Origin of the sequence: Kitasatospora sp. NPDC058063 (genome assembly GCF_042885395.1) — a bacterium.
GTDB lineage: Bacteria > Actinomycetota > Actinomycetes > Streptomycetales > Streptomycetaceae > Kitasatospora > Kitasatospora lactacystinica.
This window is the reverse complement of record NZ_JBHVSD010000006.1, coordinates 85,505-111,839: the sequence shown is the minus strand read 5'-3', so window position 1 is coordinate 111,839 and position 26,335 is coordinate 85,505. Positions and strand designations below refer to the sequence as shown.

Here is a 26,335-nt window from a genome sequence, read left to right as displayed (position 1 = left end):
GCCGGGCGTTCCCCGCTCAGTGGGCGGTCCAGCCGCCGTCGACGGGGAGGCTGGCGCCGGTGATGTAGGAGGCGGTGGGGGAGCAGAGCCAGAGGGCGAGTTGGGCGACCTCGTCGGGCTCGATGAGGCGCTTCACGGCGGTGCGGTCGAGCATGATCCGCTCGACCACCTCCTCCTCGGGGATGCCGTGGGCGAGCGCCTGGGCGGCGATCTGCTTCTCCACCAGGGGGGTCCGGACGTAGCCCGGGTTGATGCAGTTGCTGGTGACGCCGTACGGCGCGCCCTCCAGGGCGACGGTCTTGCTGAGTCCCTCCAGTGCGTGCTTCGCGGTGACGTACGCGGACTTGAAGGCGCTGGCGCGCAGGCCGTGGACGGAGGAGACGTTGACGACCCGGCCCCACTCCTGCTCGTACATGTGGGGCAGGGTGCGGCGCAGGATGCGGAACGGGGCCTCGACCATGACGCGCTGGATGAGCGTGAAGCGGTCGGGCGGGAACTCGTGCACGGGCGCGACGTGTTGGAGGCCGGCGTTGTTGACGACGATGTCGGCGTCGTCCGGCAGGGCGTCCACGGCCCCGGGGTCGGCGAGGTCGGCGACGATCGCGCGGCCGCCGATCCGCTCGGCGAGTTCCTCGGCCGGGCCGGCCGCGAGGTCGACGACGTAGACCCGGGCGCCGGCCCCGGCGAAGGCCTCGGCGCAGGCCCGGCCGATGCCCGAGGCGGCCCCGGTGACCATGGCCGTGCGGCCGGCGAGCGGGCGGGCAGTAGAGGTGTCCATGGCCGAGAACGGTAGGAATCCGGCGGCCCCGCTCCCATGTGGCGGAACGCCACAGCAGTCCGCTGGGCTGTGGTGCCGTCCGCCATGACACCGGAGCGGGGTCCGAACGGCGGATCGACCCTCGGAGAGGCCCTCGGGAAAGCCCTCGGAACGGCCGGTGGTTCGACCCCGGACGACCAAACCCGAGATGGCCCCGCTTCCCCGAAATGGGCGCGGTTGCTTCACCCGTTCGGTGGATTGCTCGGTCAGATCCACCCATAGCGCCCGAATGCTCGCTACATTCACGCCGATTCCCGACAGGGGGCGCCGCCCCGGGCCGCCGAAGTGCTGGTGAAGCCCGGTGCGACGTCCGAGAGGTGTTGACAGACATGCCCCAACGGCCTGCAACCGACAGCCCGGCGTACGGACCGCTCGACCCGCTCGGCCAGCACCGAGGGACGGTCGGCCGGACCCTTCCGGACGCCCCCGACGCCCTGACCGCCGACACGCTGACCGCCGACGCCCCGGACGCCGACGACCGGCGGCTGCCGGTGCAGGCCACACCCGACCGGCACGAGAACCCCGCCGCGCCCGTGCCCGGCCCTCCCCGCGGCCCCGGCCACTCCGGCCCGGCCCCGCAGAACGGCCAGCTCGCTGCGCTGATCGAGGAGGCCGGCTTCTCGCACGCGGGCCTCGCCCGCCGGGTCGACCAGCTCGGCCTGGAGCACGGCCTGGACCTGCGCTACGACAAGACCTCGGTCACCCGCTGGCTGCGCGGCCAGCAGCCGCGCGGGGCCACCCCGGCGCTGATCGCCGAGGTCTTCACCCGCCGCCTCGGCCGCCGCCTCACCGCCCAGGACCTCGGCCTGGACGCCTGCGCCCCGGTCTACGCCGGCCTGGAGTTCGCCGAGACGCCGCAGGAGGCGGTGGACATCGTGGCGAGCATGTGGCGCAAGGACAACGGCCCGCAGTCCGAGCTGCGCCGGATCGCCTTCACCCCGGCCGGCCTGGTCGTCCCCAGCCGGGACTGGCTGATCGGCCGCACCGACGAGCGGGTCGCCCGGGACGGCTCCACCCTGACCCGCTCGGACGCCACCGCCGGCCCGCCGTCCGGCAGCGCCACGTCCGCGGCCATCACCGGCGCCCCGGCGCCGGGCGCGCCCGGCGCGTCCCCCGGGAGCCCGGCGCGCGGCCCCGCCCCCGGCGTCCCCGGGGCCCCCACCGCCCGCAGCACGGCCGGGACCACCGGCACCGCCCCCACCATCGGCCGGGTGCCGATCCAGAGCCGCCGGCCGCCGGTCGCCGTCGAACCGCCGTACACCGACCCGGCCCGAGAGTCCCGCCCCACCCTGCGGGTCGGCCGCGGCGACATCGCCGCCATCCGCGCCGTCGGCGACCTCTTCCGCGCGCTCGACCACGCCTACGGCGGCGGCCACGCCCGCCAGGCGCTGGTCCGCTACCTGGAGAGCGAGGCCGAGCCGATGCTGCGCGGCCGCTACGGGGAACAGATCGGCCGGGCCCTGTTCGGCGCGGTCGCCGACCTCACCAGGCTGGCCGGCTGGACGTCCTTCGACATCGCCGCGCACGGCCTCGCCCAGCGCTACTTCGTCCAGGCGCTGCGCCTCTCCCAGGCCGCCGGGGACCGCGCGCTCGGCGGCTACGTGCTGGTGACGATGAGCCAGCAGGCCGTCCACCTGGGCCACGGCCGGGAGGCGGTCCAGCTCGCCCGGGTCGCCCAGCAGGGCGTGGGCACCGCCGTGCCGCCGGTCGTCCAGTCGCTGATGCACGCCGCCGAGGCGCGCGGGCACGGGCTGCTGGGCGACGTCCGGTCCTGCACCACCGCCCTGGTGCGCGCCGAGCGCTCCCTGGCGGCGGCCCGGACGGGCGACGAACTGCCCTCCTGGGCGCGGTACTTCGACGAGGCCCAGCTCTCCGACGAGTTCGCCCACTGCTACCGCGACCTCCAGCAGTGGCGGACGGCCGCGCAGCACGCCGAGAAGTCGCTGCGGCTGCGTTCGCCCGCCTACGCCCGCAGCCGGATCTTCTGCCGACTGGTGCTGGCCACCGCCCGGCTCGGCATGGGGGACCTCGACGAGGCCTGCACCATGGCCACCGACGCGCTGCGGGCGGCGGGGGAGATGCGCTCGGCCCGCTCGCTGGAGTACGTCCGGGACTTCCACCGCCGCCTCACCCCCTACCGCGGCAGCCCGGTGGCCCGCGCCTTCGAGGAGACGGCCCGGCAGGCGGGGGTGATCTGACCGAAGGGCGGACGGGGTCCGCCCCCACGCACCCGGCGTACGGAGGTCCGGGCCCTCAGGCCCCGGCCCGGACCTCCGGCCGTTCCGCGTCGGCCGTCACCGGCGCGGAGCGGCCCGCGGACGGCCGGGGACGGCAGCAGGAACGGCGGGCACCGGCCACGCGGTGCCCGCCGTTCCGGCGGGGCGCCGCGACGCCCGCCGAGGCCGAGGAGCCTGCCGAAGCCGCTCGCCGTGCCCGCGCCTGTGCCCGGGCCCGGGCACAGGCGCGGCCGTCAGGCCGCCGCCTCCACCTCCCGGGCGTCGGCGGGGACACCGAGGTCGCCCAGCACCGCCTGTGCCGCCCGCCGCCCGGAGACCAGCGCGCCCTGCACGGTGCTGGTGTCCCGGTGGTCCCCGGCGACGTACAGCCCGGCCAGCAGCCGCACCGGGCGGCGGGGGTTGTGCGGCGGCGGCATCGCGGGCAGCGCGTCCGGGACGTGCCGCACGCCGAGGAACTGCCAGCCCGACGTCGAGCCGCCGTACAGCTCGGCCAGCCGGGCCCGGACGGACGGCTCCAGACCGGCCGGGCCGCCCACGTCGAAGGCGCGCCGCCCGAGCACGGTGGTGGCGATCAGCGACTGGCCGGCCGGGGCGTAGGACGGGTGCAGCTCGCTGAGCACCAGTGAGTGCGAGACCAGCGGCGGGTGCCCGTTCGGCCGGTCGCCGTCGAGCAGCAGGACGGCCTCGCCCAGCGGGGCGGCGTCGGCGGCGTGGTAGAAGGTCGTGACGGGGTGGAAGTCGGGTAGCCGCAGCCCGGGCAGCAGTTCGGCGGCGGAGCGGGCGTCGGTGGCGACGATGACGGCCTGGGCGCCGATCCGCCCGTGCGCGGCGGTCTCCACGCCGTCCGCGGCGACCGAGGTGACCCGCACCCGGGTGCGGACGGTGCCGGCGGGGAGGGCGGCGGCCAGTTGGGCCGGCACCGCCGCGATCCCGGCGGCGGGCAGACAGAGCCGTCCGCGCGCGTACGAGCGCAGCACCAGGTCGGCGACCCGGCTGCTGGTCCCGAGCGCCGGATCGGAGAGCAGGGCGCTGAGCAGCGGCCGCAGGAAGCCGTCCACGGTGCGCTGGGCCAGGCCGTGGCCGGTCAGTGCGCGGGCGGCGGTGGTCTCCGGACGGGCCTGGAGCCGGCCGACCGGGGTGGCGGCGAGCCGGCCGAGCCGGCCCGCCAGCCGGGCCTTGTCCAGCGGGCTGCCGAGCGGGGCCCGGGCGGCGGCCTGCCGGGCGACGGTGAGCTGGGGGTCCCCGGCGCGGTACCGGCGGCCGGCGCTGTGCACCAGCACGCCGGGCGCGAGCGGGCGCAGGTCGAGGCGGTCGAGGTCGAGCGTGCGGCGCAGCTCGGGGAAGGCGGTGTTCAACAGGTGACTGCCGTCGTCGAGCCGGAATCCGTCCTGTTCGCGGGTGGCCATCCGGCCACCGATCCGGTCGGTGGTCTCCAGGACCTGAACGGTGAGGCCGTGGCCGGTGAGCGCGCGGGCGGCGGCCAGGCCCGCGAGTCCGGCGCCGACCACGACGACGTCCGGGTCGGACGGCCGGCGGGCGCGGCGGGTGAAGTCGTACGTGGGCACTGGGGTGCTCCCTCCCTGGTCCCGGGGCTCCGGCCGACGCAGGCAGCGGGGTGCCGGGACACGGTCCGTGGAGGGTGATGCCCAGTCAGTGTGAGCATCAGACAAGCGCATCGGGCCGGATCCGAAGGCCGGGGAGGGTCCTGCGGCACCGGGCGGGGGAGTGGTCACGGACAGTGCGCCGTGGTGGCCGGGTTCGGGGTCGGTGGGCGCGTACGGTCACCGGGGGCGTGCGACGCGCCCACCATGTGCTCCCGTGCGCCCCCTCCTCGGGCCCCCTCGGGCCCCGCTCGGCATATGCCGCTGGCCAGGGCGGATACCGTCGTCGGAGTACGTACGGGCTTCGCACGACCCGCGCGCCCGCCTACCCTCCCGGCGCGCGCAGCCACCCCGCGCGCCCGCCGCCCAGCACCCGCCCCAGGAGCCGCACCGACCCGCGCACCCGCCTCGCCGGCCTCGCCCGCCGCACCCGCCTCGCCGGCCGCACCCGTCCCGTCGCCCGGCACCCGCTCCGCGCGTGCCCCTGACGCCGCCCCGCGCACCCGTCACATCGCGGCGAGCACCGCCGAGTACACGTCCGGGTGGGTGAAGCGGAAACCCGCGTCCAGCAGCCGCCGCGGCACCACCCGGTGGCTGCCGACCACCTCGATCGCCAGCTCGCCCAGCACCGCCTTGAGCACCGCCTCCGGCACCGGGAACGGCGTCGGCCGCCGCAGCGCCCGGCCCAGCGCGGTGGTCAGCTCGGCGTTGGTCGCCGGGTTCGGAGCGGTGAGGTTGAAGGCGCCGGAGAGGTCGTCGTGGTCGATCAGGAACCGCAGCGCGGCCACCTCGTCGTGCAGCGAGATGAAGCTCCAGTACTGCCGCCCGTCGCCGAGCCGCCCGCCGAGACCCAGCTTGAACAGCGGGAACAGCCGCCCGCCCGCCCCGCCGGCCGCGGACAGCACCATGCCGGTGCGCGGGTGGACGACCCGGATCCCGGCCCGCTCGGCCGGCCGGGCGGCGTCCTCCCACTCCCGGCAGACCTCGGCCAGGAAGTCGTCGCCGGCGGGGGAGTCCTCGTCGATCACCCGGTCGCCGGTCTGCCCGTACCAGCCGACCGCGGAGGCGCTCACGAGGACCTGCGGCGGCTCCTTGAGCCCGGCCAGGGCGACGGCCAGCGTCTCGGTGCCGTACACCCGGCTCTCCCGGATCTCCCGCTTGTAGGAGTCCGTCCAGCGGCGGTCGCCGACCCCGGCGCCGGCCAGGTGCACCACGGCCTGGACCCCGGTCAGTCCGTCCCGTTCGACCTCGCCGAGCAGCGGGTTCCAGCCGATCGCGGTGCTGCCGTCCGGCCGCGGGCCGGTCTTCGAGCGGTGCCGGACCAGCCGGACCACCTCGTGGCCGTCCGCCAGCAGGGAGCGGACGAGCGCCGAACCGATCAAACCCGTGGAACCCGTGACAGCGATGCGCATGCGCCCATCCTCGCAGCTCCCGCGCGCTCCCGCGGTGTTCCCGACCGGCCGTCACCTCCGCATGCGCCGTTAGCATGACGCGCATGCCTGACGACGATCTGATCATCCGTACGGCGCGGAGCGAGGACGAGCGCGAACTCGCCGCCCTCAACCACGCGGCCTGGTCCGTCCTGTCCGACGTCTCCCCGCAACCGCCCGTCGAGGAGCCGCTCTTCGACGAGCGGCACGCCCCCGAGCACTACCTGCTGGCCGTGCTGGACGGCCGGATCGTCGGTTACATCCGGCAGGTCCCGGCCACCCGGCTGGCGAGCAACCGGCACGTGCGGCAGATCCAGGGCCTGGCCGTCGACGGCACCGTCCGCGGCCGGGGCATCGGCCGCCGGCTGGTCGACGCGGCCTGTGCGGCGGCCCGGGCCGAGGGCGCCCGCAAGATGAGCCTGCGGGTGCTCGGCTGGAACGCTCCGGCCCGCCGCCTCTACGAGAGCTGTGGCTTCGTCGTCGAGGGCTCGCTGGCCGGGGAGTTCCTGATCGACGGCCGGTACGTGGACGACATCTGGATGGCCCGCGGCCTGGCCGACTGAGCGGCAGGGCAGCCGCGCCCGCGCTGCCCGCGCCTTCCCGCCCGCGCCCGCCTCGCCCGCCCCGCCCGCACCGGCGCCGCCCTCTCGCCCCGCCCCGCGCGCCGGCCGTTCGAACAGGCTTGCCGCCAGGGGAGGTTGGCCGTTCGCCGGGCGGTGCGGAGTCGTGACAGTCCCGACCTGTCTGGAGCGCCGCCGTGCCGGGTACCGTACGCCCGTGAGCAACTCGACGCCTCCCGGGTGGTACCCGGTCCAGGGTGCGGACGGCACCCCCGGTCACGAGCGCTGGTGGGACGGCAACGCCTGGACGGCCGAGGTCCGACCGCTCCAGGGCGGCGTCGCGGGCGGGCTCGCCGACGCCCCCACCCAGACCGGGTCGCCGTCCGACCGGAAGCCCGGCTACGGGTACCCGGGCGGCCCGGCGGCCCCGACCTACGGCTACCCGGGCCAGGACGCCCACCAGGCACCCGCCTACGGCTACCCCGGCCAGGACGCGTACCAGGCCCAGGCCCAGGGTGGTTACCAGGCCCAGGGCGCATACCCCGGCCCGGCCCAGGGCGACTATCCGGGCCCGGCCCAGGGCGGTTACCCGCCCCAGGGCCCCGGCTACGGCCCCGGTTACGGCTACCCGGGCCCGGGCTACCCGCCGCCGCCCGGGCCGGCCCGACCGAAGACCGGTCTGATCATCGGCATCGCGGTCGCCGTGCTGGCGGTGGCCGGGATCGTCGCCGGGGTCGTCCTCAACAGCGGCGGCGACCACCGGGCGGACCCGACCCCGGACCCCACGGTCACCGCGCCCCGGAGCAGCGGCCCCACGCCGAGCCCCAGCCCCACCGCGTCCACCAGCAGCCCCGCGGCGCCCAAGCCCCTGCCGGCGGTCAAGAGCACCGTCCCCGACCCGGAGCACGCGATCACCGTGCCGGTCCTCGACGGCTGGGTGGTGTCCGACAACCCGCCGCACTCGACGGTCTACCTCGGCACCGACCGCTACACCTGCCCGGACGGCAGCGCCTGCATCCGCGGCCAGTTCTCGGTCGAGAAGGACATCGTCCAGGGCACCACGCCCAAGGCCGCCGCCGACGCCCAGATGCCCTCCTACGCCGGGCAGATCTTCTCCGGCGTCAGCTCGCACACCGACGCCGGCTCCGGGTACATCAGCGTGGCCGGGGTGCTCGGCTACGCCACCCGCTGGCACATCCGCACCACGGACGGCACCCAGGGCTACGTCCTGCTGGCCGCCCTCCCGGCCAAGGGGGGCGGCTACGTGGTCATGGAGGGCGGCGTGGACGACAGTCCGGCCGCGCCGGACTTCGCGGTGCTGGACCAGATCCTCAAGGGCATCAAGCAGGACAGCTCCTCCGGCAGCAGCACCTGACCGCCCTCAGTCCCCGTACCGCTCCCAGAGCTTGGGGAAGCGCTTCGCCATGACGTCCGGATCGTCGAAGTCCAGCACCGGCCCGGCCGGCCGCTCGGGCTGCCGCACACCCACCTCGGGCAGCGGCAGCCCGGTCAGCCGCTCGTACGCCTCGTCGGCGGCGTAGCCGAGGTCCTCGGCCTCGCCGTCCTCCTCCTCGTCGAACTCGGGCAGCAGGTCCGCCAGGTCGTCCGGATCGGTGAGCCCGCCCTCGAAGACCTCCCGGCCCTGGCCGATCAGCCAGGACCGGAAGTAGTCGAAGGTGTCGTCGGAGGCGCCGTCGAGCATCAGGTAGGCCGCGCCCCACAGGTCGTGGCGGTAGGCGCGCTGGAACCGCGCCTGGAACAGCCGGGCGAAGTCGATCACATCGTCCGGGGTCAGCTGGAGGAGCCGTTCCACCAGGAGGTCTGCCTGCTCGTCGGGGTCGCCGTCGGCGTCGTCCCGGGTCTCGTCGATGATCTGCCAGAAGTCCGTCTCGTCCATCACCGCTCCAGCATCCCCGTTCGGCCGCGTCCGCGCATGCCGCGACTCGGTGCGACTGCGGGACTCGGCGTGTCCGGGGGCCGGGAACGGCGGAACCCCGCGCCGTCCGGGGACGACGCGGGGTTCCGTGCGCGGGGTTCCGCGGGGACCTGGTGGGGTCAGAGGCCGAGCTCGACCTCGAACTCGCCGGCCTCCAGGATCTCCTTGACCGCGACCAGGTAGCGGGCGGCGTCGGCGCCGTCCACCAGGCGGTGGTCGTAGGAGAGCGACAGGTAGGTCATGTCGCGGATGCCGATGGCGGTACCGCCGTCGGCCTCGATGACCACCGGGCGCTTGACGGTGGCACCGATGCCCAGGATGGCGACCTGGTTCGGCGGCACGATCACGGTGTCGAACAGCGCACCGCGGGAGCCGGTGTTGCTGATGGTGAAGGTGGCGCCGGACAGCTCGTCCGGGGTGATCTTGCTGTCGCGGACCTTGGTGGCCAGCTCGGCGGTCTTCTTCGAGATGCCGGCGATGTTGAGGTCGCCCGCACCCTTGATGACCGGGGTCATCAGACCCTTCTCGGAGTCCACCGCGATACCGATGTTCTCGGTGTCGAAGTAGGTGACCGTGCCCTCGGCGTCGTTGATCCGGGCGTTGACGACCGCGTGGACCTTCAGCGCCTGGGCGGCGGCCTTGACGAAGAACGGCATCGGGGAGAGCTTGACGCCCTCGCGGGCCAGGAAGCCCTCCTTGGCCTTGGCGCGCAGCGACATGATCTTGGTGACGTCCACCTCGACCACGCTGGTCAGCTGGGCCTGCTCGTGCAGGGCCTTCAGCATGTTGTCGCCGATGACCTTGCGCATGCGGGTCATCTTGACCGTCTGGCCGCGCAGGGCGGACGGCGAGGCGGCGGCCTTCGGCGCGGCGGCCGGGGCGGCAGCGGCGACCGGGGCCGGAGCGGCCTTGGCGGCCTCCGCGGCGGCGATGACGTCCTGCTTGCGGATGCGGCCGCCGACGCCGGTGCCGGCGACGGAGGCCAGCGCGACGCCGTGCTCGGCGGCGAGCTTGCGCACCAGCGGGGTGACGTAGGCGTCACCGCTCTCGGCCACCGGAGCGGCCGGGGCGGCAACGGGGGCCGGGGCGGCGACCGGGGCCGGAGCGGCGACCGGGGCCGGAGCCGGGGCAGCGGCGACCGGAGCGGGGGCGGCGACCGGAGCGGGGGCGGCAACCGGAGCCGGGGCGGCGACCGGGGCCGGAGCAGCGACCGGGGCCGGAGCGGCCGGGGCAACCGGAGCCGGAGCGGCAACCGGAGCCGGGGCGGCGGCGACGGCACCGGCGGCGCCGATCAGCGCGAGCTGGGCGCCGACCTCGGCGGTCTCGTCCTCGCCGACCAGGATCTTCACCAGGGTGCCGGCGACCGGCGACGGGATCTCGGTGTCGACCTTGTCGGTGGAGACCTCGAGCAGCGGCTCGTCGATCTCGACGGTGTCACCCTCGGCCTTCAGCCAGCGGGTGACGGTGCCCTCGGTGACCGACTCGCCCAGCGCGGGCAGCAGCACCGGGGTGGCGTCGGCGGCCGGCGCGGCGGCGACCGGGGCCGGAGCGGCGACCGGAGCCGGGGCGGCAACCGGGGCAGCGGCGACCGGAGCGGCGACCGGGGCCGGGGCGGCGACGGGCGCGGCCTCGACAGCGGGGGCCGCGGCGGCGACCGGGGCGCCCGAGCCGTCGTCGATGATCGCCAGCTCGGCGCCCACCTCGACGGTCTCGTCCTCGGCGACCTTGATCGAGGCCAGGATGCCGGAGGCCGGGGCCGGGATCTCGGTGTCGACCTTGTCGGTCGACACCTCCAGCAGCGGCTCGTCGACCTCGACACGCTCACCCTCGGCCTTCAGCCAGCGGGTGACGGTGCCCTCGGAAACGCTCTCGCCCAGCGCGGGCAGTGTTACTGAGACCGCCATGGTTTCAGCGACTCCTATCAAGTCTTGCGTACGGGAGGTACTTGCGTACGGGAAGTACCGGGAAAGGGGGTGGGGCGTGATCAGTCGTGCGCGTGCAGCGGCTTGCCGGCCAGCGCCAGGTGCGCCTCGCCCAGGGCCTCGGACTGGGTCGGGTGCGCGTGGATGAGCTGCGCGACCTCGGCCGGGAGGGCCTCCCAGTTGTAGATCAGCTGGGCCTCTCCGACCTGCTCGCCCATGCGGGCGCCGACCATGTGGACGCCGACCACGGCGCCGTCCTTGACCTGGACGAGCTTGATCTCGCCGGCGGTCTTCAGGATCTTGCTCTTGCCGTTGCCGGCCAGGTTGTACTTCAGGGTGACGACCTTCTCCTTGCCGTACAGCTCGACGGCCTTGGCCTCGGAGATGCCGACGGAGGCCACCTCGGGGTTGGAGTAGGTCACGCGCGGAACGCCGTCGTAGTCGATCGGCACCGGCTTGAGGCCGGCCAGGCGCTCGGCGACCAGGATGCCCTCGGCGAAGCCGACGTGGGCCAGCTGGAGGGTCGGGGCGAGGTCGCCGACGGCGGAGATGGTGGGCACGTTGGTGCGCATGTACTCGTCGACCAGGACGTAGCCGCGGTCCATCGCGACGCCGTTCTCCTCGTAGCCGAGGCCGGAGGAGACCGGGCCGCGGCCGATGGCGACGAGCAGCAGGTCGGCGTCGATCTGCTTGCCGTTCTCGGTGGAGACGCGCACACCGGTCTCGGTGTACTCGACGCCCGAGAAGCGGGCCTTCAGCTCGAACTTGATGCCGCGCTTGCGGAACGCGCGCTCCAGCAGCTTGGAGGAGTTCTCGTCCTCCAGCGGGACGAGGTGCGGCAGCGCCTCGACGATGGTGACCTCGACGCCGAAGGACTTCCAGACCGAGGCGAACTCGACGCCGATCACGCCGCCGCCGAGGATGACGGCCGACTTCGGGATGAAGCCGAGCTTCAGGGCGTGGTCGGAGGAGATCACGCGGTTGCCGTCGATCTCCAGGCCCGGGATCGAGCGCGGCACGGAGCCGGTGGCCAGGACGATGTGGCGGCCCTCGATGCGCTGGCCGTTGACGTCCACCGAGGTCTGCGAGGAGAGCTTGCCCTCGCCCTGGATGAAGGTGACCTTGCGGGAGGCCACCAGGCCCTGGAGGCCCTTGTACAGGCCGGCGATGACGTCGTCCTTGTACTTGTGGACGCCGTTGATGTCGATGCCCTGGAAGGTGGCCAGAACGCCGAACTCGGCGGCCTCCTTCGTCTCGTCCGCGATCTCCGCGGCGTGCAGGAGCGCCTTGGTCGGGATGCAGCCGCGGTGCAGGCAGGTGCCGCCCAGCTCACCCTTCTCGACCAGGGCGACGCTCAGGCCCAGCTGAGCGGCGCGGAGCGCCGCGGCGTAACCGCCGCTTCCGCCTCCGAGAATGACAACGTCGAAAACGGTGCTGGCGTCGTTCGCCACGTCACGTCCTCCATGCATGGGGTGGGTCGCCGGGCCGGTCGCGGTCCGGTGGGTCGGAAGCCTTTGTGGGGCGCCCAGTCGTGCCGGAAATACATCTTCGCACTTGTTCACGGTGGCTGATGTCCGGGTCCGCCCCAGGGGTGTCCCGCGGAGCGGTCACCGGGGCGCGAACACCCCCGACGGAAGGGCATCATCGCAGCTCAGCGCGGTGTTGACAGCCGCCGGACGGGCGTCTTCCGCGTTGCCCGCCACAGCTTCTTCCGTACTGTGGAACAAAGTTTCGCCCGCAGCGAACAGAGGTGCGCCACGGCCACCGGCCCTACTCGCAGGTAACCGGGCCGGAACGACGACGGGGCCCGGCGCACACGCGCCGGGCCCCGTCGCAGCGGGTCCTGGACCAGGGGGCGCCCCGGGTCCGGGGGTCCTGGTTCAGGGCATGCCTGGATCAGGCCTTGCCGTTCGCCCTCTGCTCGGCGAAGCGGACCAGGGTGCGCACCGCGCTCGCGGTGCCGCCCTTCGGGGTGTAGCCGTACGGCGCGCCCTCGTGGAACGCCGGACCGGCGATGTCCAGGTGAGCCCAGTCGATGCCCTCGGCCACGAACTCCTTCAGGAACAGGCCGGCCACCAGGCCGCCGCCCATCCGCTCGCCCATGTTGGCCAGGTCGGCGATGGTCGACTCGGTGAAGCCCTTGCGCAGGTCCGCCGGCAGCGGCATCGGCCAGGACTGCTCGCCCGCCTCGCCGGCCAGGACGTGCAGCTCCTCGCGCAGCTCGTCGCCGTTGGCCATCACGCCGAAGGTGCGGTTGCCCAGGGCCAGCACCATGGCGCCGGTCAGGGTGGCCACGTCGACGATGACGTCCGGGTTCTCCTCGCCGGCCCGCACGATCGCGTCGGCCAGCACCAGGCGGCCCTCGGCGTCCGTGTTCAGGACCTCGACGGTCTTGCCGCCGTACATCTTCAGCACGTCACCCGGGCGGGTGGCGGAGCCGGACGGCATGTTCTCGGCCAGCGCCAGCCAGCCCGTCACGTTGACGGCCAGGCCCAGGCGCTTGGCGGCCACCACGGCGGCGAACACGGCGGCGGCGCCGGCCATGTCGCACTTCATGGTCTCGTTGTGGCCGGCCGGCTTCAGCGAGATGCCGCCCGAGTCGTAGGTGATGCCCTTGCCGACGAACGCCAGGGTGGCCTTGGCCTTCGGGTGGGTGTAGGCCACCTTCACCAGGCGGGGCGGGTTCTCCGAGCCGACGCCGACGCCCAGCAGGCCGCCGAAGCCGCCCTTGGTCAGCGCCTTCTCGTCCAGCACCTCGACCTTGAGGCCGTGCTCCTTGCCGGCCGCCTGGGCGATCGCGGCGAAGCTCTTCGGGTTCAGGTCGTTCGGCGCGGTGTTGACCAGGTCGCGGGCCCGGTTCATCTCCTCGCCGATCGCGGCGGCGCGCTCCACGGCGGCCTTGGCGTCCTTGCTGCCCTTGCGGGCGGCCAGCAGGACCAGCTCGCCGACCGGCTCCTTGCCGTTGCCGTTGGCCTTGTACGTGCCGAAGGCGTACGAGCCGAGCAGGCCGCCCAGCGCGACCGCCTCGATGTCGGCGGCGGACTCGGCGGGCAGGGCCAGCGCGGCCTTCTTGGCGCCGGCCAGCGTGCGGGCGGCGACACCGGCGGCGCGGCGCAGCGCCTCCAGCTGGTAGCCGTCCTCGGCGGCCTCGCCCAGGCCGACCGCGAGCACGAGCGCGGCCTTCAGGCCGGCGGGGGAGGGGACCTTGACGGCCTCGCCCTCGGCGCCGGTCGCGCCCAGGGTGCTGAGGACCTCGGTCAGCTTGCCCTCGAACGCCTCGTTGACGGCCTCGGCGCCGGGGGCCAGCACGATGCCCTTCGGGCCCTTCGCGACACCGATCACCAGGGCATCCGCGCGCAGCGAGGCGGCGGAGGAGGTGCTCACAGACAATGCAGTCACGTAATGCGTCCTGTTCTTTCGCGGTCCACGGCCGGCCACGGCGAGGCTGCCGCACCGGCGCAGCCCGCCGTCGCAGGCCGTCCGCCGGCGGGCCTCCGGGGTCCGGGCCCCCTGGCGCGCGCGTCCGTCCGAGGCGGCCGCGCACACCAGAGGCCCCGGCTCCTCGGTGCGCGCCGGGCGGGCAGGACCTGCCACGGTGCAGGGCTGCGGTGCTCCACGCATGGTAGTCCGCATGCTGGGATCACGCGCCGCCCGGTGTCAGCCGAGCAACGCCAGGGCGAACAGCGAGGCGGTCGCGGCGGTTTCGGCCATCGCGCCGAGCACGTCACCGGTGATCCCGCCGAACCTGCGCACACACCGTCCGAGCAGCAGCCGGGCGCAGCCCGTGCCGAGCACAACGGCCAGCGGGAGACGGAGGGCTGACCATCCGTCGGACAGTCCCGCCGCGGCCAGGGCGAGCGCCGCGGCGGCCGTCGCGGCGGCGGCTCCGACGGGCGCCACGGTGCCCGCCACCATCGCCCCCAGCCCGCCCGGCCGGGCGGCCGGCACCGACCGCAGGCAGCCCCAGGCGAGCGCGCACCGCGCGGCCGTCGCCGAGGCGAGCACCGCGAGCGCGCCGCGCAGCGGGGAGTGGGCGAACTGTCCGGCCAGCGCGGCCACCTGGGCGAGCAGGACGAGCACCAGGGTCAGCACGCCGAACGGACCGATGTCGGACTGCTTCATGATGCGCAGCGCGTCCTCGGCCGGCTTGCCGCTGCCCAGTCCGTCGGCGACGTCCGCCAGGCCGTCCAGGTGGAGTCCCCGGGTCAGCCCGGCGAGCACCCCCACCGCGGTCACCGCGCCGAGCGGCCCGCCCGCCCGCCAGGCCACCAGGGCCCCGGCCGCGGCGGCCAGTGCGCCCAGCACCAGCCCGACCAGAGGAGCCGTCAGCATCGCCCGGGCCGCCGCCGCCCGGTCCCACCGATCCACCCGCACCCGCAGGACGGACAGCGTGCCGAACCCGAACCGCAGGCCGTCGGCCCAGGTGGCCCGATCGGTGCCGCTCGCCATGAACGCGTTCCTCTCACGGCGGGAACGCCCCTGGCAGGGGCGTTCCCGGGGTTGTCGTGCCGTCGGCCGGGGGCGCGGGCCGGTTCGCTACAGCTTCCGCAGCAGGTCCGCCGCCGAGGGCAGCCTCGGCTGCTCCTTCGGCGCGCTCGGCGCCATCGGCACGAACGGCTTCGGCGCCTCGTCCGCGAGCACGTCCCCCGCCGCCTGGAGCAGGGGCAGCGCCAGCAGCGCGCCGAAGCCCTCGCCCATGGTGATGCCCTGGTCCTGCAACGGCGTCAGGGTCAGCCGGTCGTACGCCTTCGCCTGGGCCGGCTCGCCGCTGGACTGCCCGGCCCGCCACCACTCGGGCGCCCGGAAGGCGATCCGCTGCGCGACCAGCGCGCAGGCCGCCGAGACCACACCGTCCAGCACCACCGGCAGCCGCCGCACGGCCGCCTGGAGCAGGAAGCCGGTGATCGCCGCGAAGTCGGCCCCGCCGGTGGCGCCGAGCAGCGCGAGCTGGTCGCCGAGCACCGGCCGGGCCCGCCGCAGCGAGTCCCGGATCGTGGCGCACTTGACCATCCACACCCGGTCGTCGATCCCGGAGCCGCGCCCGGTCACCGCCGCCGCGTCCGTCCCGCAGAGTGCGCCGACCAGCACGCCGGCCACCGTGGTGGCGCCGACCCCGAGGTCGCCGAGCAGCACCAGGTCGGTTCCGGCGTCGGCCTCCTCGTCGGCGACGGCCATGCCGGCCCGGAACGCCCGGACGGTCTCCTGCGCGGTGAGCGCGTCCTCGACGTCGATCCGCCCGGAGCCGCGCCGGATCCGGTGGGTGACCACCTCGTCCGGGAAGTCGGCCGGGTCGGCGTCCACCGCGACGTCGACGACCCGCACCCGGGCGCCGTAGCGCGCGGCCAGCCGGGACACCGGCGCGCTGCCGTCGAGCACGGCCCGCACCCGGGCCGCGGTGCCGCCCTCGGCGGGCATCCGGGACACCCCGAGCGCCGCGACGCCGTGGTCGGCGGCGAACAGCAGCACCTTGGGAGCGGAGATCGGCCGCACCGGGGAGCGCCCCTGCACGGAGGCCAGCCAGCTGCCCAGCTCCTCCAGCCTGCCGAGCCCGCCGCGCGGGCGGTCGGCCGCCTGCCAGCGCTCGTCGGCGGCCCGCCGGGCGCTCTCGTCGGGGCGCTCGACGAGCGAGGAGAACGTATCGAGATCCACGGTCGTGTCCATCGTCCGGAAGGCTACACGCCGAAGGTGTTCAGCCTGCGGCTGGCTTGACGGTCAGCACCTGCCCGGCCACGACCAGCAGGACCCGCTCCGAGGCGTCCGCCACGGCCATGTTGAGCCGGCCCAGGGTGTCGCGGAAGCGGCGGCCCGCGGCGGTGGCGGGGACGACGCCCATGCCGACCTCGTTGCTCACCGCGACGACCGTGCGCCCGGTGGCCGCCCAGGCGCGTGCCAGCGCCTCGCAGCGGCGCTGGACCGCGCGCTCGCCTTCGTCCGCCCAGACCTCGTCGTCCCAGGCGTCGCACTCGTCCATGACGGAGGTCAGCCACAGCGCCAGGCAGTCGACCAGCACCGGGGCCGGGTCGGTGGGGTCGGCCAGCACGGCCTCCAGGTCGCAGGTCTCGGCGGTGCGCCAGCTCGACGGGCGGCGCTCCCGGTGCAGCGCGACCCGCTGGGCCCACTCGGCGTCGCCGTCCCGGGTGCCGCCGGTGGCCACGTACAGGACGTCCGGGTGGTCGGCGAGCAGCTGTTCGGCGCGGGTGGACTTGCCGGAGCGGGCGCCGCCGAGCAGCAGGGTGCGGGGCAGCGGGGGACGGGTGGGCTCGGAGGGGGTCGCCATGCCGCCCATCCTGCCGGACCGGGCCGCCGGACCAGGCATACGGAAGATCGGGCCGGGCAGGCTATGGTGCGCAGCAACACAGGCAGCGTGGTCAGTGGGAGGAGCCGGCATGGTCTGGACGTGGCGGTACGAGAAGGCGGACGGCAGCGCGGTGACGCCCGGCGGCGGCCAGGAGGAGTTCGCGGGCCAGGGAGACGCCGAGACCTGGATCGGGGAGACCTGGAAGCAGCTCGCGGAGGACGGTGTGGACACCGCGGTGCTGCTGGACGACGACCGCGTCGTCTATGCGATGAGCCTGCGCGAGGAGTAGGCCCGACGGGGTGGGGCGGTCGCCCGGCGGCTGCTCCGCCCGGATCGGCTTCTCCCCGGGCTACTTCGCCCCGATCACGTGCAGGAGCGCGGCGACCTGCCGGTACGGGTCGGTGCGGCCGGCCCGGTACTCGGCTTCCAGGAGCTGGGCCAGCTGCCGCCCGTCCACCGGCGGGGCCGCGTCGTCCGGGGCGTTGTCGGTGAAGACCCGCACGCCGTACCAGTGCCTCAGCGGCACCGACACCTCGGAGAGGGTGACGGTGAGGTCGCCGAGCCGGTCGGCCCGCGCGGCCAGCCCGAGCCGGTTGTAGTACCGGTCGCTCTCGAAGGCGTGCAGGGCGGCCCGCCAGTCCCCGGCGGCGGCCGGCCGCAGGGCGAGCGCGTCGCGGTTGCGGACCAGCAGCGAGAGCAACCCGCCGGGGGCCAGCAGCCGGGCCAGCGAGGCGATCATCGGATCGGGGTCGGGCAGGTACATCAGCACGCCGTGGCAGAGCACCACGTCGAAGCTGCGCGGGCCGAACCAGCGCCCGCACTGGTGGCCGTCGCCGCTGAGCAGCTGCATCCGGCCGCGGACCTCCGGCGGCTCCTCGGCGAGCGCCCCCTGGGCGACGCCGAGCGCGACCGGGTCCGAGTCGATCCCGGTGACGTAGTGGCCGGCCCTGGCCAGCCGCAGGGCCTGGGTGCCCTGGCCGCAGCCGATGTCGAGCACCCGCTGCGCGCTGCGCCCGGCGAGCTGCTCGGCGAGCTGGCGGGCGACGAGCTCCTGGCGGACGAAGTTGCGCAGCCCGCCGAGCCGGTCCAGCCAGGCGCCGGTGCCGCCCGCGAAGGACCCGCTGCGCGAGGGCAGCCTGCGCTCCTGGGCGAGACGGTCGTGGCCGCCGTCCCCCTGCCCCGGAAGCGCGTAGAGGCCGGGCCCCTCCCAGGACGGGGGGGCCCAGCCGGAGTCGACCGGTTCGGCGGTCAGGGCTTCTCCCCGCGCCGCACCTGCGGCTTGGGCAGGCGCAGCCGGCGCATCTGGAGGGTGCGCATGATGCCGTACGCGACGGCGCCGCGGGTGTTCTGCCCGGCGAAGCGCTCGGCGAGCTGCTTGCGCAGACCGAAGCCGAGGCGGACGAAGTCCAGGATCACGAGCACGAAGAACAGCAGGAACAGCAGGGTGGAGAGCAGCTGGAGCGTCGGCACCTTGACGATGCTGAGCACCAGGATGACCACGGCGGCCGGCAGGAAGAACTCGGCGAGCGACCAGCGGGAGTCCACGTAGTCGCGGGCGAACTTGCGCACCGGGCCCTTGTCGCGGGCCGGCAGGTGGCGCTCGTCGCCGTTCATCAGGGCCTGGCGCTGCTTCTCGCGCTCGGTGCGCATCCGCTCGCGCCCTTGGCGGGCGGCCTCCTTGCGGTCCTTGGGCACGGTCACCCGGGTACGCCGGTTGGCCTCGGCCTCACTGCGCTTGGGGGTGGGGCGGCCCTTCTTGGCCTGCGGATCGCGGGCCTGGGTCGTCTCGTCCTGCTTCTCCAGCACGGTGGCGGAGGCGGCGGCATCATCTGAACGGCGTCGGAACACACCACCAGCGTACGGGGTGCGACGCGGCTTCCACGGGTGCCCTCGGACCCAAACGCATATCGATACCGCCAGGTCGCCGTCCGAAGCGGGTTTCCCGGGGCCTTCCCGTAGGGGATCACTCGGATGGACGATGGGGGGTATGAGGGGCGGATCCACCCGGGGGAGGAGGAAACGCCACTGGTCGCTGTAGCAGTCTTGTTGCAGGCAGGTGCACTGCGGCGACGGGCTCGCTGCACATACACTCGTCGTGTCTGGTAACGAGATAAAGACCGCAGGCCGGAGAAGGGGGCACCCGAGGCCCATGAGCGACGGAATCATGAAGCGTATGGGGTTGATCTTCCGCTCCAAGGCGAACAAGGCCTTGGATCGGGCGGAGGATCCCCGTGAGACGCTCGACTACTCCTACCAGAAGCAGCTCGAACTGCTGCAGAAGGTACGGCGTGGTGTCGCGGACGTCGCGACCTCGCGCAAGCGGCTCGAACTCCAGCTGACGCAGCTGCAGCAGCAGTCCGCCAAGTACGAGGACCAGGGCCGCAAGGCGCTGTCGCTCGGCCGCGAGGACCTCGCCCGCGAGGCGCTGACCCGCAAGGCCAACATGCAGTCGCAGATCACCGACCTGGAGACGCAGTACCAGCAGCTCCAGGCCGAGGAGGAGAAGCTCACGCTCGCCTCCCAGCGACTTCAGGCCAAGGTGGACGCCTTTCGTACCAAGAAGGAGACCATCAAGGCGACGTACACGGCCGCCCAGGCGCAGACCCGCATCGCCGAGTCCTTCTCCGGGATCTCGGAGGAGATGGGCGACGTCGGCCTGGCGATCCAGCGTGCCGAGGACAAGACGGCCCAGATGCAGGCCCGGGCCGGTGCGATCGACGAGCTGCTCGCCTCGGGCGCGCTCGACGACGCGAGCGGTCTCGGCCGCAAGGACGACATCGAGGCCGAGCTGGAGCGGGTGGCCGGCGGTTCCGACGTCGAGCTGGAGCTGGCCCGGATGAAGGCCGAGCTGTCCGGCCCCTCCTCGACCGGCCCCGCTGCGATCGAGCAGGGCAAGCAGGACGTCCAGCCGCAGCCGCAGCAGGACACCCCGCGCATCAATTACAACAAGTGATCTGAGCTCGACCCACGAACCAGGGAGACGCACGGCATGATCATGAGGGTCATGGGTGAGGGGCAGTACGAGGTGGGCGACGACCACCTGAACCTGCTCAACGAGCTCGACGCCGAGCTCGTCACTGCAGTGGAGTCGGGGGACGAGACGCTCTTCCGCCAGGCCTACGGCAAGCTCATCGACGCGGTGAAGCAGTACGGCACCCCGGTGCCGCTGGATTCGCTGGAGCCGTCCGAGCTGATCCTGCCGAGCGCCGAAGCGACGATCGACGAGGTCCGCGAGCTGCTGATGGCCGACGGCGAGGGCGTGATCCCGGGTTTCCCCGAGTAGCGCCCGCGGCTGCTGCCAGACGAAAGGGCGGGCCCCCTCCGGTGGGAGGGGGCCCGCCCTTCGCCGTTGTCCGCGGGACGGGTTACGGCAGGGCCAGCATCCGGTCCAGGGCCGCCTTGGCGTGCTTCTCGGTCTCCGGGTCGACGGTGATCACGTTCGGCACCCGGCCCTCGACCAGCGACTCCAGCGCCCACACCAGGTGCGGCAGGTCGATCCGGTTCATGGTCGAGCAGAAGCAGACCGCGCGGTCCAGGAAGACGATCTCCTTGTCCGGGTGCGCCTTGGCCAGGCGGCGGACGAGGTTCAGCTCGGTGCCGATGGCCCACTTGGAGCCGGGCTCGGCGGCGTCCAGCGCCTTGATGATGTACTCGGTCGAGCCCACCATGTCGGCGGCCGCGACGACCTCGTGCTTGCACTCGGGGTGCACCAGGACGGTCACGCCCGGGATCCGCTCGCGGACGTCGTTGACCGAGTCCAGGCTGAACCGGCCGTGCACCGAGCAGTGGCCGCGCCAGAGGATCATCTTGGCGTCCCGCAGCTGCTCGGCGGTCAGGCCGCCGTTCGGCCGGTGCGGGTTGTAGACGACGCAGTCGTCCAGCGAGAAGCCCATGTCCCGCACCGCGGTGTTGCGGCCGAGGTGCTGGTCGGGCAGGAACAGCACCTTCTGGCCCTGCTCGAAGGCCCACTCCAGGGCGCGCTTGGCGTTGGAGGAGGTGCAGATGAGGCCGCCGTGCCGGCCGGTGAAGGCCTTGATGTCGGCGGAGGAGTTCATGTACGAGACCGGGACGGTGACGTCGGCTATGCCGGCGTCGGTCAGCACGTCCCAGCACTCGGCGACCTGCTCGGCGGTGGCCATGTCGGCCATCGAGCAGCCGGCCGCGAGGTCCGGCAGGACGACCTGCTGCCGCTCGCTGGTGAGGATGTCCGCGGACTCGGCCATGAAGTGCACGCCGCAGAAGACGATGTACTCGGCCTCGGGGCGGGCCGCCGCGTCGCGGGCGAGCTTGAAGGAGTCGCCGGTGACGTCGGCGAACTCGATCACCTCGTCGCGCTGGTAGTGGTGGCCGAGGATGAAGACGCGGTCGCCGAGCGCGGCCTTGGCCGCGCGGGCGCGCTCGACGAGGTTCGGGTCGGAGGCCGGGGGGAGGTCACCGGGGCATTCGACGCCGCGCTCGCTGTTCGGATCGGCCTCGCGGCCGAGCAGCAGCAGAGCGAGCGGCGTCGGAGTGGGGTCGACGCCGTGGGTCTCGGTGATGGTGGTGGTCACGGGCGGGTGCCCTTCTGTGCGGCCGAGCTAGCGGTGGGGCCTTTTCGTCTAACTGACGCTATCTATTCTAACCGCTTAGCGTCAGAGTGACGATGGCCATCCTGTCGATGTGACGAGAACCGCTCGCCGAAACGGACCCCCGGCGGAGCCCGATAGCCGATTCGGGGCAGTCCGGCGTGGCCGAATCGATACTTCGAAGCCCGCGGGTATGGCTGAGCCATGAAAGCAATCGCGATCAACCGCTACGGCGGCCCCGAGGTGGTCGAGTACACCGACCTGCCCGACCCCAAGGTCGGACCCGACTCCGTCCTGGTCGAGGTCCGGGCGGCCGGGGTGAACCCGGTGGACTGGAAGGTCCGGGACGGCGCCCTGGACGGCATCCTCGACGCGCACTTCCCGCTGGTCATGGGCTGGGACCTGGCCGGCGTGGTGCGCGCCGTCGGCGGCGGGATCACCGAGTTCGCCCCGGGCGACGAGGTGTACGGCTACGTCCGCAAGGACGCCGTCGAGCACGGCACCTACGCCGAGCTGGTCTCCGCCCCGGTCCGCACCCTGGCCCGCAAGCCGGCCGCGCTGGACTGGGCGCAGTCCGGCGGCCTGCCGCTGGCCGGGCTCACCGCCCTGCAGGGCCTGCGGGCGCTGCGCCTCGCCGAGGGGGAGACCGTTCTGGTGCACGCCGCCGCGGGCGGGGTCGGCCACCTGGCGGTGCAGCTGGCCCGGGCCTTCGGCGCCCGGGTGATCGGCACCGCGGCCGAGCGCAACCACGACTTCCTGCGGGGCCTCGGCGCCGAGCCGGTGGTGTACGGCGAGGGCCTGGCCGACCGGGTCCGCGCGCTCGCCCCCGACGGGGTGGACGCGGCCCTCGACCTGGTCGGCCACGGTGCCGTCCAGGTCTCGGCCGGCCTGGTGGCCGACCCGGGCCGGATCGCCTCGATCACCGACTTCGGGGTCAAGGCGCTCGGCGGCCGGTACGTCTGGGTCCGCCCGGACGCCGGCGACCTCGCCGAGCTGGCCGCGCTCGCCGACGACGGCCGGCTGACGGTCACCGTCGCCTCGACCTTCCCGCTGGCCCAGGCCGCCTCCGCCCAGGCGCTCAGCGCCGAGGGCCGCACCCGGGGGAAGATCGTGCTGCTTGTTCCGTGACGGCCTCCGGCCCGTCGTCCTTCGGCGGTGAACTCGTCCAGGTCATCCGCCAGAATGGTGACGAACCGTTTCGGCAGTGGCAGCCCGCCGCCGGAGCGCCCCACCGACCCCCGTACGACCGTGGAGCCCCGCACCCATGACCAGCAGCCGAGCGCACGAGGTGGTCGGGGCCGACCTGGACGAGACCGACCGGCTCCTGCTCGCCCGGCTCGGCAGCGACGGCCGCGCCTCGTACGCCGAGATCGGCCTGCAGGTGAACCTCTCCGCCACCGCCGTACGCCGGCGGATCGACCGGCTGCGGGCGCGCGGCGTGGTGCGGGGCTTCACCGTGGTGCTCGACCCGTCCGTGCTGGGCTGGCAGACCGAGGCCTTCGTCGAGGTCTACTGCCGCGAGCGCACCGCCCCCGAGGAGATCCTCGCCAGCCTGCGGCAGTTCCCCGAGGTGGTCGCCGCCTGGACGGTCACCGGCGATCCGGACGCCCTGGTGCACCTGCGGGCCGCCGACATGCGCCACCTGGAGGCCGTCATCGAGCGCATCCGGCGCGAGCCCGGCGTCCAGCGCAGCCGCTCCTCGGTGGTCCTCTCCCAGCTCATCGGGTGACCCGGGCGGTGTCCCGCGGAGCCTCGCCGGGCCCGCCGGGACCCACCGGAAACGACCTTCCGGGCCCGCACGCAGGAATCCTGCGCGGACCGGCCCGAAGACGCCCGAAACCTGCCTGACCAGCCGCGTTCCGACGCGCGGTGAGGCGCTCGTGCTGCCTACGCTGATCACGTCCGGTCGTCGCGGTGAGGCGTCCCGCCGGTCGGACGCCCCCCGACACCCCACGCCGAGAGGGACAGCCGTGTCCGCAGCACCCGACCGCATGCACCGGCCCGACAACGAACTGGTCGACCTGGTTTTCGACTACATGCGGGAGCGGCTGCAGTACGACCCCGTCCCGCTCGACCACCCCGGGGACGGCGAGCACCTGCGCGCCCAGCTGTCCGGCCTGCTGAACCAGGACGGCAACAACCCGGCCGACGTGCTCAAGCTGTACGACCACGAGCTGTCCCGGGCGGTCATCTCCGCCGACAGCCCGCGCTACCTGTCCTTCATCCCGTGCGCCCCGACCAAGGCCGCGCTGCTGTTCGACATGGTCGTCTCCTGCGCCTCCCTGCAGGGCATCTCCTGGCTGGAGGCGGCCGGCGCGATCGCCGCCGAGAACCAGGTGCTGCGCCTGATCGCCGACCGCGCGGGCCTGCCCCAGTCGGCCGGCGGCACCTTCGTCTCCGGCGGCTCGGCGGGCAACCTCTCCGCCCTCGTGGTCGCCCGCGACACCGCCCGCCGCCGACTCGGCGTCGGACCGGAGGCGCGGCTGCGGATAGCCGTCGCCGACCAGGTGCACTCCTCGGTCAAGAACACCTTCAACATCATCGGCGTCGAGGCCTTCAAGGTCCCGACCGTCGACCGCCGGTTCACCGGCGAGGCGCTGCGCGCCGCCCTGGCCGCCGACCCGAACCCGGAGACGGTGATCGGCGTCGTCGGCACCGCCGGCACCACCAACGAGGGCATCGTCGACGACCTCAAGGGCCTGGCCGAGGTCGCCCGCGAGCGCGACCTGTGGTTCCACGTGGACGGCGCCTACGGCGGCGCGGGCCTGTTCGCCCCCTCGGTGCGGGAGCGCTACGAGGGTATCGAGCACGCCGACTCCTTCGTGGTCGACCCGCACAAGTGGCTGTTCGCCCCCTTCGACTGCGCCGCGCTGATCTACCGCAACCCGCAGCTCGCCCGCGCCGTGCACACCCAGGACGCCTCCTACCTGGACGTCCTGCACACCGAGGGCGACGAGTGGAACCCCACCGACTACGCCTACCACCTGACCCGGCGCGCCCGCGGCCTGCCGCTCTGGTTCTCGCTGGCCGTGCACGGCGTCCAGGCCTACACCGACGCCATCGAGGCCGGCCTCACCCTGGCCCGCGAGACCGCGCAGCTGATCCGCGAGACCGAGCACCTGGAGCTGCTGTTCGACCCGCAGCTCTCGGCGGTCTGCTTCAAGCGCAAGGGCTGGACCAACGACGACTACTACCGCTGGTCGCAGCAGCTGCTCGCGGACCAGATCGGCTTCGTCACCCCCACCGGCTGGGACGGCGAGACGGTCGCCCGGTTCGCCTTCCTGCACCCGGGCACCACCATGGAGATGGTCCGGGAGATCCTGGACACCATGGCCTGAGCCCGCTCCCGTCACGGCCCCGTCGGCAGTCCCGGCGGGGCCGTACGCGTGCCCGCGCCCTACAGGAACGCCCCGCTCGGCAGGTACGGCGCCGGCGGCCGCATCCCGCGGACCCCGACGAAGCCTGCGGCCCGCGGCGTCAGCCCGACCTCCAGCCCGACGTCCAGCGCCCACTCCTGCTCCGCGGTCAGGTGCTCCACCCGCGCCTCGGTCCCCTCCGGCACCCGGGACAGCGCCTCGCGCAGCAGCCGGGCGGCGATCCGCTTGCTGGTGGCCGCGAGCAGCCGCACCACGCCGCCGTCCCGGTAGCAGTAGCCGCTGCCGGCCAGCGCGTCGGCGATCAGCAGCTCCTCGAAGTGGCCCAGCATCAGCTCGTGGTCCGGCCCGTGCGCGGACCCGCGCAGCCGCCGGTCCACCGAGTCCAGCAGGTGCAGGTGAGTGGCGTTGCCGCGGTGCACCGGGATGTCCCCCGGGTCGAGCAGCCCCTCCCGGTCCACCCGCCCGGCCAGCCGCATCGCCGGGTGCAGGGTGAAGCCGGCCAGCCGGTAGCGGCGGGCCGCCGCCGGGGAGTCCGCCGCGCAGACCATCCCGCGCAGACAGCCCCGGGAGTGCGCCGCCGCCCGTTCCAGCAGCAGCCGCCCGACGCCCCTGCCCTGCGCGGACGGCCGGACGGCGTACAGCGACGGCGCCCACAGGCCCTCCCGGCGGATCGACAGCACCGCCCCGACCGGCTCGCCGGCACTCTCCGCCAGCCAGCAGCCGCCGGGATCGGTGCGCGCCAGGTGTCTGGTCCGGGCCAGCCGCAGCGGCGTCGGCCCCGGTGCCGCCGTGGTCGGGGCGGCGTCGGCGAACGCGGCGTCGGCGAGCTCCTGGACGGCCTCCGCGTCCGCGGCGGTGTCCCTGACCGGGCGAAGGATCATGGGAACCATCCTGGCGTCCGACGGCCCGCCGCGGGGCCCGTTCGCCCGGATCCGCACCTCGCGCGGTGACCCGTCCCGCGGGGGTGTGCGAGCATGGGGAGCGTAGGGGACGCGGGTGGCACACCCGGCCCACGGATATTCGGTCGCGAACAGGCCGCAGAAATCAATCGCCGTCCGGGAAATGAAACCGGACGGCTGTTGGTTGGCACTGGCGGCAGACCGTCGTCAAGACCGGGAGAAAGCAGATGACCGTCCAGGACGAGACCACCGTCGAGAGTGGCATCCTCCTCACCGATGCCGCCGCGGGCAAGGTCAAGGCCCTGCTGGAGCAGGAGGGCCGCGAGGACCTCGCGCTGCGCGTCGCCGTCCAGCCCGGTGGCTGCTCCGGCCTGCGTTACCAGCTGTTCTTCGACGAGCGCTCGCTCGACGGCGACGTGATCAAGGACTTCGACGGTGTCAAGGTCGTCACCGACCGGATGAGCGCCCCGTACCTGGGCGGCGCCACCGTCGACTTCGTCGACACCATCGAGAAGCAGGGCTTCACCATCGACAACCCGAACGCCACCGGCTCCTGCGCCTGCGGCGACTCGTTCAGCTAGGCCCGCTGCGGAAGGCGGCCCCGGGGATCACCCCCCGGGCCCCGTCTCGGTTACCGCCCCCGCGGGGCCGCCCCGCGCCCCCGGGGGCCCCCACCCCCCCGCGCCCGCCGGG

24 protein-coding genes are annotated in these 26,335 nt (G+C 74.1%); 10 read left to right on the top strand and 14 right to left on the bottom strand.

Going from position 1 to position 26,335, the window contains the following annotated elements; genetic code table 11:
• Positions 1-16 precede the first annotated feature (16 nt).
• On the bottom strand, positions 17-778 hold the full coding sequence (locus ACFVUY_RS12215; protein WP_387729479.1) for a 3-hydroxybutyrate dehydrogenase: 762 nt from the start codon (positions 776-778) through the stop codon (positions 17-19).
• Between the two features lie 368 nt (positions 779-1,146).
• Here ACFVUY_RS12215 and ACFVUY_RS12210 point away from each other — a divergent pair, with 368 nt between their 5' ends.
• A complete protein-coding gene (locus ACFVUY_RS12210) occupies positions 1,147-3,015 on the top strand; it encodes a regulator (RefSeq protein ID WP_387689274.1) in 1,869 nt (622 codons plus the stop codon).
• 272 nt (positions 3,016-3,287) lie between these two features.
• Here the strand turns inward: ACFVUY_RS12210 and ACFVUY_RS12205 are convergent, their stop codons facing one another.
• Both ACFVUY_RS12205 and ACFVUY_RS12200 read right to left on the bottom strand, forming a co-directional pair.
• Entirely contained in the window at positions 3,288-4,619 is a 1,332-nt protein-coding gene (locus ACFVUY_RS12205) for an FAD-dependent oxidoreductase (RefSeq protein WP_387729477.1), read from the bottom strand.
• 542 nt (positions 4,620-5,161) lie between these two features.
• A complete protein-coding gene (locus ACFVUY_RS12200; protein WP_359897007.1) occupies positions 5,162-6,067 on the bottom strand; it encodes a TIGR01777 family oxidoreductase in 906 nt (301 codons plus the stop codon).
• Positions 6,068-6,150: 83 nt separating this feature from the next.
• Between ACFVUY_RS12200 and ACFVUY_RS12195 the strand changes: the two genes are divergently transcribed.
• Complete coding sequence (locus ACFVUY_RS12195) at positions 6,151-6,648, top strand: GNAT family N-acetyltransferase (RefSeq protein WP_387689268.1); 498 nt, start codon at positions 6,151-6,153, stop codon at positions 6,646-6,648.
• 214 nt (positions 6,649-6,862) lie between these two features.
• Complete coding sequence (locus ACFVUY_RS12190) at positions 6,863-8,020, top strand: DUF2510 domain-containing protein (protein ID WP_387729475.1); 1,158 nt, start codon at positions 6,863-6,865, stop codon at positions 8,018-8,020.
• A 6-nt stretch (positions 8,021-8,026) separates the two neighbouring features.
• Here ACFVUY_RS12190 and ACFVUY_RS12185 read toward each other — a convergent pair whose 3' ends face one another.
• The 7 genes from ACFVUY_RS12185 to cobU all read right to left on the bottom strand — a co-directional run bounded on the left by ACFVUY_RS12185 (position 8,027) and on the right by cobU (position 16,780).
• A complete protein-coding gene (locus ACFVUY_RS12185; RefSeq protein WP_380540255.1) occupies positions 8,027-8,542 on the bottom strand; it encodes a DUF4240 domain-containing protein in 516 nt (171 codons plus the stop codon).
• A gap of 158 nt (positions 8,543-8,700) precedes the next feature.
• Positions 8,701-10,485: a 2-oxoglutarate dehydrogenase, E2 component, dihydrolipoamide succinyltransferase gene (gene sucB, locus ACFVUY_RS12180; RefSeq protein WP_387729472.1), complete on the bottom strand. Its 1,785-nt coding sequence runs from the start codon at positions 10,483-10,485 to the stop codon at positions 8,701-8,703.
• An 80-nt stretch (positions 10,486-10,565) separates the two neighbouring features.
• Entirely contained in the window at positions 10,566-11,972 is a 1,407-nt protein-coding gene (lpdA, locus tag ACFVUY_RS12175; protein ID WP_359897017.1) for a dihydrolipoyl dehydrogenase, read from the bottom strand.
• A 427-nt stretch (positions 11,973-12,399) separates the two neighbouring features.
• Complete coding sequence (locus tag ACFVUY_RS12170; protein WP_387689260.1) at positions 12,400-13,902, bottom strand: leucyl aminopeptidase; 1,503 nt, start codon at positions 13,900-13,902, stop codon at positions 12,400-12,402.
• 258 nt (positions 13,903-14,160) lie between these two features.
• Entirely contained in the window at positions 14,161-14,952 is a 792-nt protein-coding gene (locus ACFVUY_RS12165; protein WP_387729470.1) for an adenosylcobinamide-GDP ribazoletransferase, read from the bottom strand.
• 87 nt (positions 14,953-15,039) lie between these two features.
• Positions 15,040-16,164: a nicotinate-nucleotide--dimethylbenzimidazole phosphoribosyltransferase gene (locus ACFVUY_RS12160; protein WP_387729467.1), complete on the bottom strand. Its 1,125-nt coding sequence runs from the start codon at positions 16,162-16,164 to the stop codon at positions 15,040-15,042.
• Positions 16,165-16,192: 28 nt separating this feature from the next.
• Positions 16,193-16,780, bottom strand: coding sequence for a bifunctional adenosylcobinamide kinase/adenosylcobinamide-phosphate guanylyltransferase (gene cobU, locus ACFVUY_RS12155; RefSeq protein ID WP_387689251.1), 588 nt, complete (start codon positions 16,778-16,780; stop codon positions 16,193-16,195).
• A 109-nt stretch (positions 16,781-16,889) separates the two neighbouring features.
• Between cobU and ACFVUY_RS12150 the strand changes: the two genes are divergently transcribed.
• Positions 16,890-17,090 carry a hypothetical protein gene (locus ACFVUY_RS12150; protein ID WP_359897024.1) on the top strand — a complete coding sequence of 67 codons (201 nt, stop codon included), beginning with the start codon at positions 16,890-16,892 and terminating at the stop codon, positions 17,088-17,090.
• A 60-nt stretch (positions 17,091-17,150) separates the two neighbouring features.
• Here the strand turns inward: ACFVUY_RS12150 and ACFVUY_RS12145 are convergent, their stop codons facing one another.
• Together ACFVUY_RS12145 and ACFVUY_RS12140 are read right to left on the bottom strand one after the other, a co-directional pair.
• Positions 17,151-17,891: a methyltransferase domain-containing protein gene (locus tag ACFVUY_RS12145; RefSeq protein WP_359897136.1), complete on the bottom strand. Its 741-nt coding sequence runs from the start codon at positions 17,889-17,891 to the stop codon at positions 17,151-17,153.
• Between the two features lie 158 nt (positions 17,892-18,049).
• Positions 18,050-18,649: a DUF3043 domain-containing protein gene (locus ACFVUY_RS12140; protein WP_359897026.1), complete on the bottom strand. Its 600-nt coding sequence runs from the start codon at positions 18,647-18,649 to the stop codon at positions 18,050-18,052.
• 316 nt (positions 18,650-18,965) lie between these two features.
• On the opposite strand from ACFVUY_RS12140, the gene ACFVUY_RS12135 reads away from it, so the two are divergent.
• Complete coding sequence (locus ACFVUY_RS12135; protein WP_380546013.1) at positions 18,966-19,754, top strand: PspA/IM30 family protein; 789 nt, start codon at positions 18,966-18,968, stop codon at positions 19,752-19,754.
• Between the two features lie 36 nt (positions 19,755-19,790).
• Positions 19,791-20,084 (top strand): hypothetical protein, encoded by a 294-nt coding sequence (locus ACFVUY_RS12130; RefSeq protein WP_387689246.1) that lies wholly within the window; start codon positions 19,791-19,793, stop codon positions 20,082-20,084.
• Between the two features lie 82 nt (positions 20,085-20,166).
• Here ACFVUY_RS12130 and nadA read toward each other — a convergent pair whose 3' ends face one another.
• Positions 20,167-21,351 carry a quinolinate synthase NadA gene (gene nadA, locus ACFVUY_RS12125; RefSeq protein WP_380546007.1) on the bottom strand — a complete coding sequence of 395 codons (1,185 nt, stop codon included), beginning with the start codon at positions 21,349-21,351 and terminating at the stop codon, positions 20,167-20,169.
• A 219-nt stretch (positions 21,352-21,570) separates the two neighbouring features.
• Here nadA and ACFVUY_RS12120 point away from each other — a divergent pair, with 219 nt between their 5' ends.
• From ACFVUY_RS12120 to ACFVUY_RS12110, 3 genes are all read left to right on the top strand, one after another.
• Entirely contained in the window at positions 21,571-22,494 is a 924-nt protein-coding gene (locus ACFVUY_RS12120) for an NADP-dependent oxidoreductase (RefSeq protein ID WP_387689242.1), read from the top strand.
• 136 nt (positions 22,495-22,630) lie between these two features.
• Positions 22,631-23,095 (top strand): Lrp/AsnC family transcriptional regulator, encoded by a 465-nt coding sequence (locus ACFVUY_RS12115; protein ID WP_049651848.1) that lies wholly within the window; start codon positions 22,631-22,633, stop codon positions 23,093-23,095.
• 241 nt (positions 23,096-23,336) lie between these two features.
• Positions 23,337-24,704, top strand: a complete 1,368-nt coding sequence (locus ACFVUY_RS12110) for a pyridoxal phosphate-dependent decarboxylase family protein (protein WP_387729463.1) — start codon at positions 23,337-23,339, stop codon at positions 24,702-24,704.
• A gap of 59 nt (positions 24,705-24,763) precedes the next feature.
• Here ACFVUY_RS12110 and ACFVUY_RS12105 read toward each other — a convergent pair whose 3' ends face one another.
• Positions 24,764-25,624 (bottom strand): GNAT family N-acetyltransferase, encoded by an 861-nt coding sequence (locus ACFVUY_RS12105; protein ID WP_387729461.1) that lies wholly within the window; start codon positions 25,622-25,624, stop codon positions 24,764-24,766.
• Positions 25,625-25,869: 245 nt separating this feature from the next.
• On the opposite strand from ACFVUY_RS12105, the gene erpA reads away from it, so the two are divergent.
• Positions 25,870-26,223: an iron-sulfur cluster insertion protein ErpA gene (gene erpA, locus ACFVUY_RS12100; protein ID WP_359897039.1), complete on the top strand. Its 354-nt coding sequence runs from the start codon at positions 25,870-25,872 to the stop codon at positions 26,221-26,223.
• The last annotated feature ends 112 nt before the right edge of the window (positions 26,224-26,335 follow it).

Bases quoted from the DNA above. Each gene is read 5' to 3' on its own strand.
- ACFVUY_RS12215 (WP_387729479.1), bottom strand. From the start codon at position 778: ATGGACACCTCTACTGCCCGCCCGCTCGCCGGCCGCACGGCCATGGTC.
- ACFVUY_RS12210 (WP_387689274.1), top strand. From the start codon at position 1,147: ATGCCCCAACGGCCTGCAACCGACAGCCCGGCGTACGGACCGCTCGAC.
- ACFVUY_RS12200 (WP_359897007.1), bottom strand. From the start codon at position 6,067: ATGCGCATCGCTGTCACGGGTTCCACGGGTTTGATCGGTTCGGCGCTC.
- ACFVUY_RS12195 (WP_387689268.1), top strand. From the start codon at position 6,151: ATGCCTGACGACGATCTGATCATCCGTACGGCGCGGAGCGAGGACGAG.
- ACFVUY_RS12185 (WP_380540255.1), bottom strand. From the start codon at position 8,542: ATGGACGAGACGGACTTCTGGCAGATCATCGACGAGACCCGGGACGAC.
- sucB (WP_387729472.1), bottom strand. From the start codon at position 10,485: ATGGCGGTCTCAGTAACACTGCCCGCGCTGGGCGAGAGCGTTTCCGAG.
- lpdA (WP_359897017.1), bottom strand. From the start codon at position 11,972: ATGCATGGAGGACGTGACGTGGCGAACGACGCCAGCACCGTTTTCGAC.
- ACFVUY_RS12165 (WP_387729470.1), bottom strand. From the start codon at position 14,952: ATGGCGAGCGGCACCGATCGGGCCACCTGGGCCGACGGCCTGCGGTTC.
- ACFVUY_RS12160 (WP_387729467.1), bottom strand. From the start codon at position 16,164: ATGGACACGACCGTGGATCTCGATACGTTCTCCTCGCTCGTCGAGCGC.
- cobU (WP_387689251.1), bottom strand. From the start codon at position 16,780: ATGGCGACCCCCTCCGAGCCCACCCGTCCCCCGCTGCCCCGCACCCTG.
- ACFVUY_RS12150 (WP_359897024.1), top strand. From the start codon at position 16,890: ATGGTCTGGACGTGGCGGTACGAGAAGGCGGACGGCAGCGCGGTGACG.
- ACFVUY_RS12135 (WP_380546013.1), top strand. From the start codon at position 18,966: ATGAAGCGTATGGGGTTGATCTTCCGCTCCAAGGCGAACAAGGCCTTG.
- ACFVUY_RS12130 (WP_387689246.1), top strand. From the start codon at position 19,791: ATGATCATGAGGGTCATGGGTGAGGGGCAGTACGAGGTGGGCGACGAC.
- ACFVUY_RS12120 (WP_387689242.1), top strand. From the start codon at position 21,571: ATGAAAGCAATCGCGATCAACCGCTACGGCGGCCCCGAGGTGGTCGAG.
- ACFVUY_RS12115 (WP_049651848.1), top strand. From the start codon at position 22,631: ATGACCAGCAGCCGAGCGCACGAGGTGGTCGGGGCCGACCTGGACGAG.
- ACFVUY_RS12105 (WP_387729461.1), bottom strand. From the start codon at position 25,624: ATGATCCTTCGCCCGGTCAGGGACACCGCCGCGGACGCGGAGGCCGTC.
- erpA (WP_359897039.1), top strand. From the start codon at position 25,870: ATGACCGTCCAGGACGAGACCACCGTCGAGAGTGGCATCCTCCTCACC.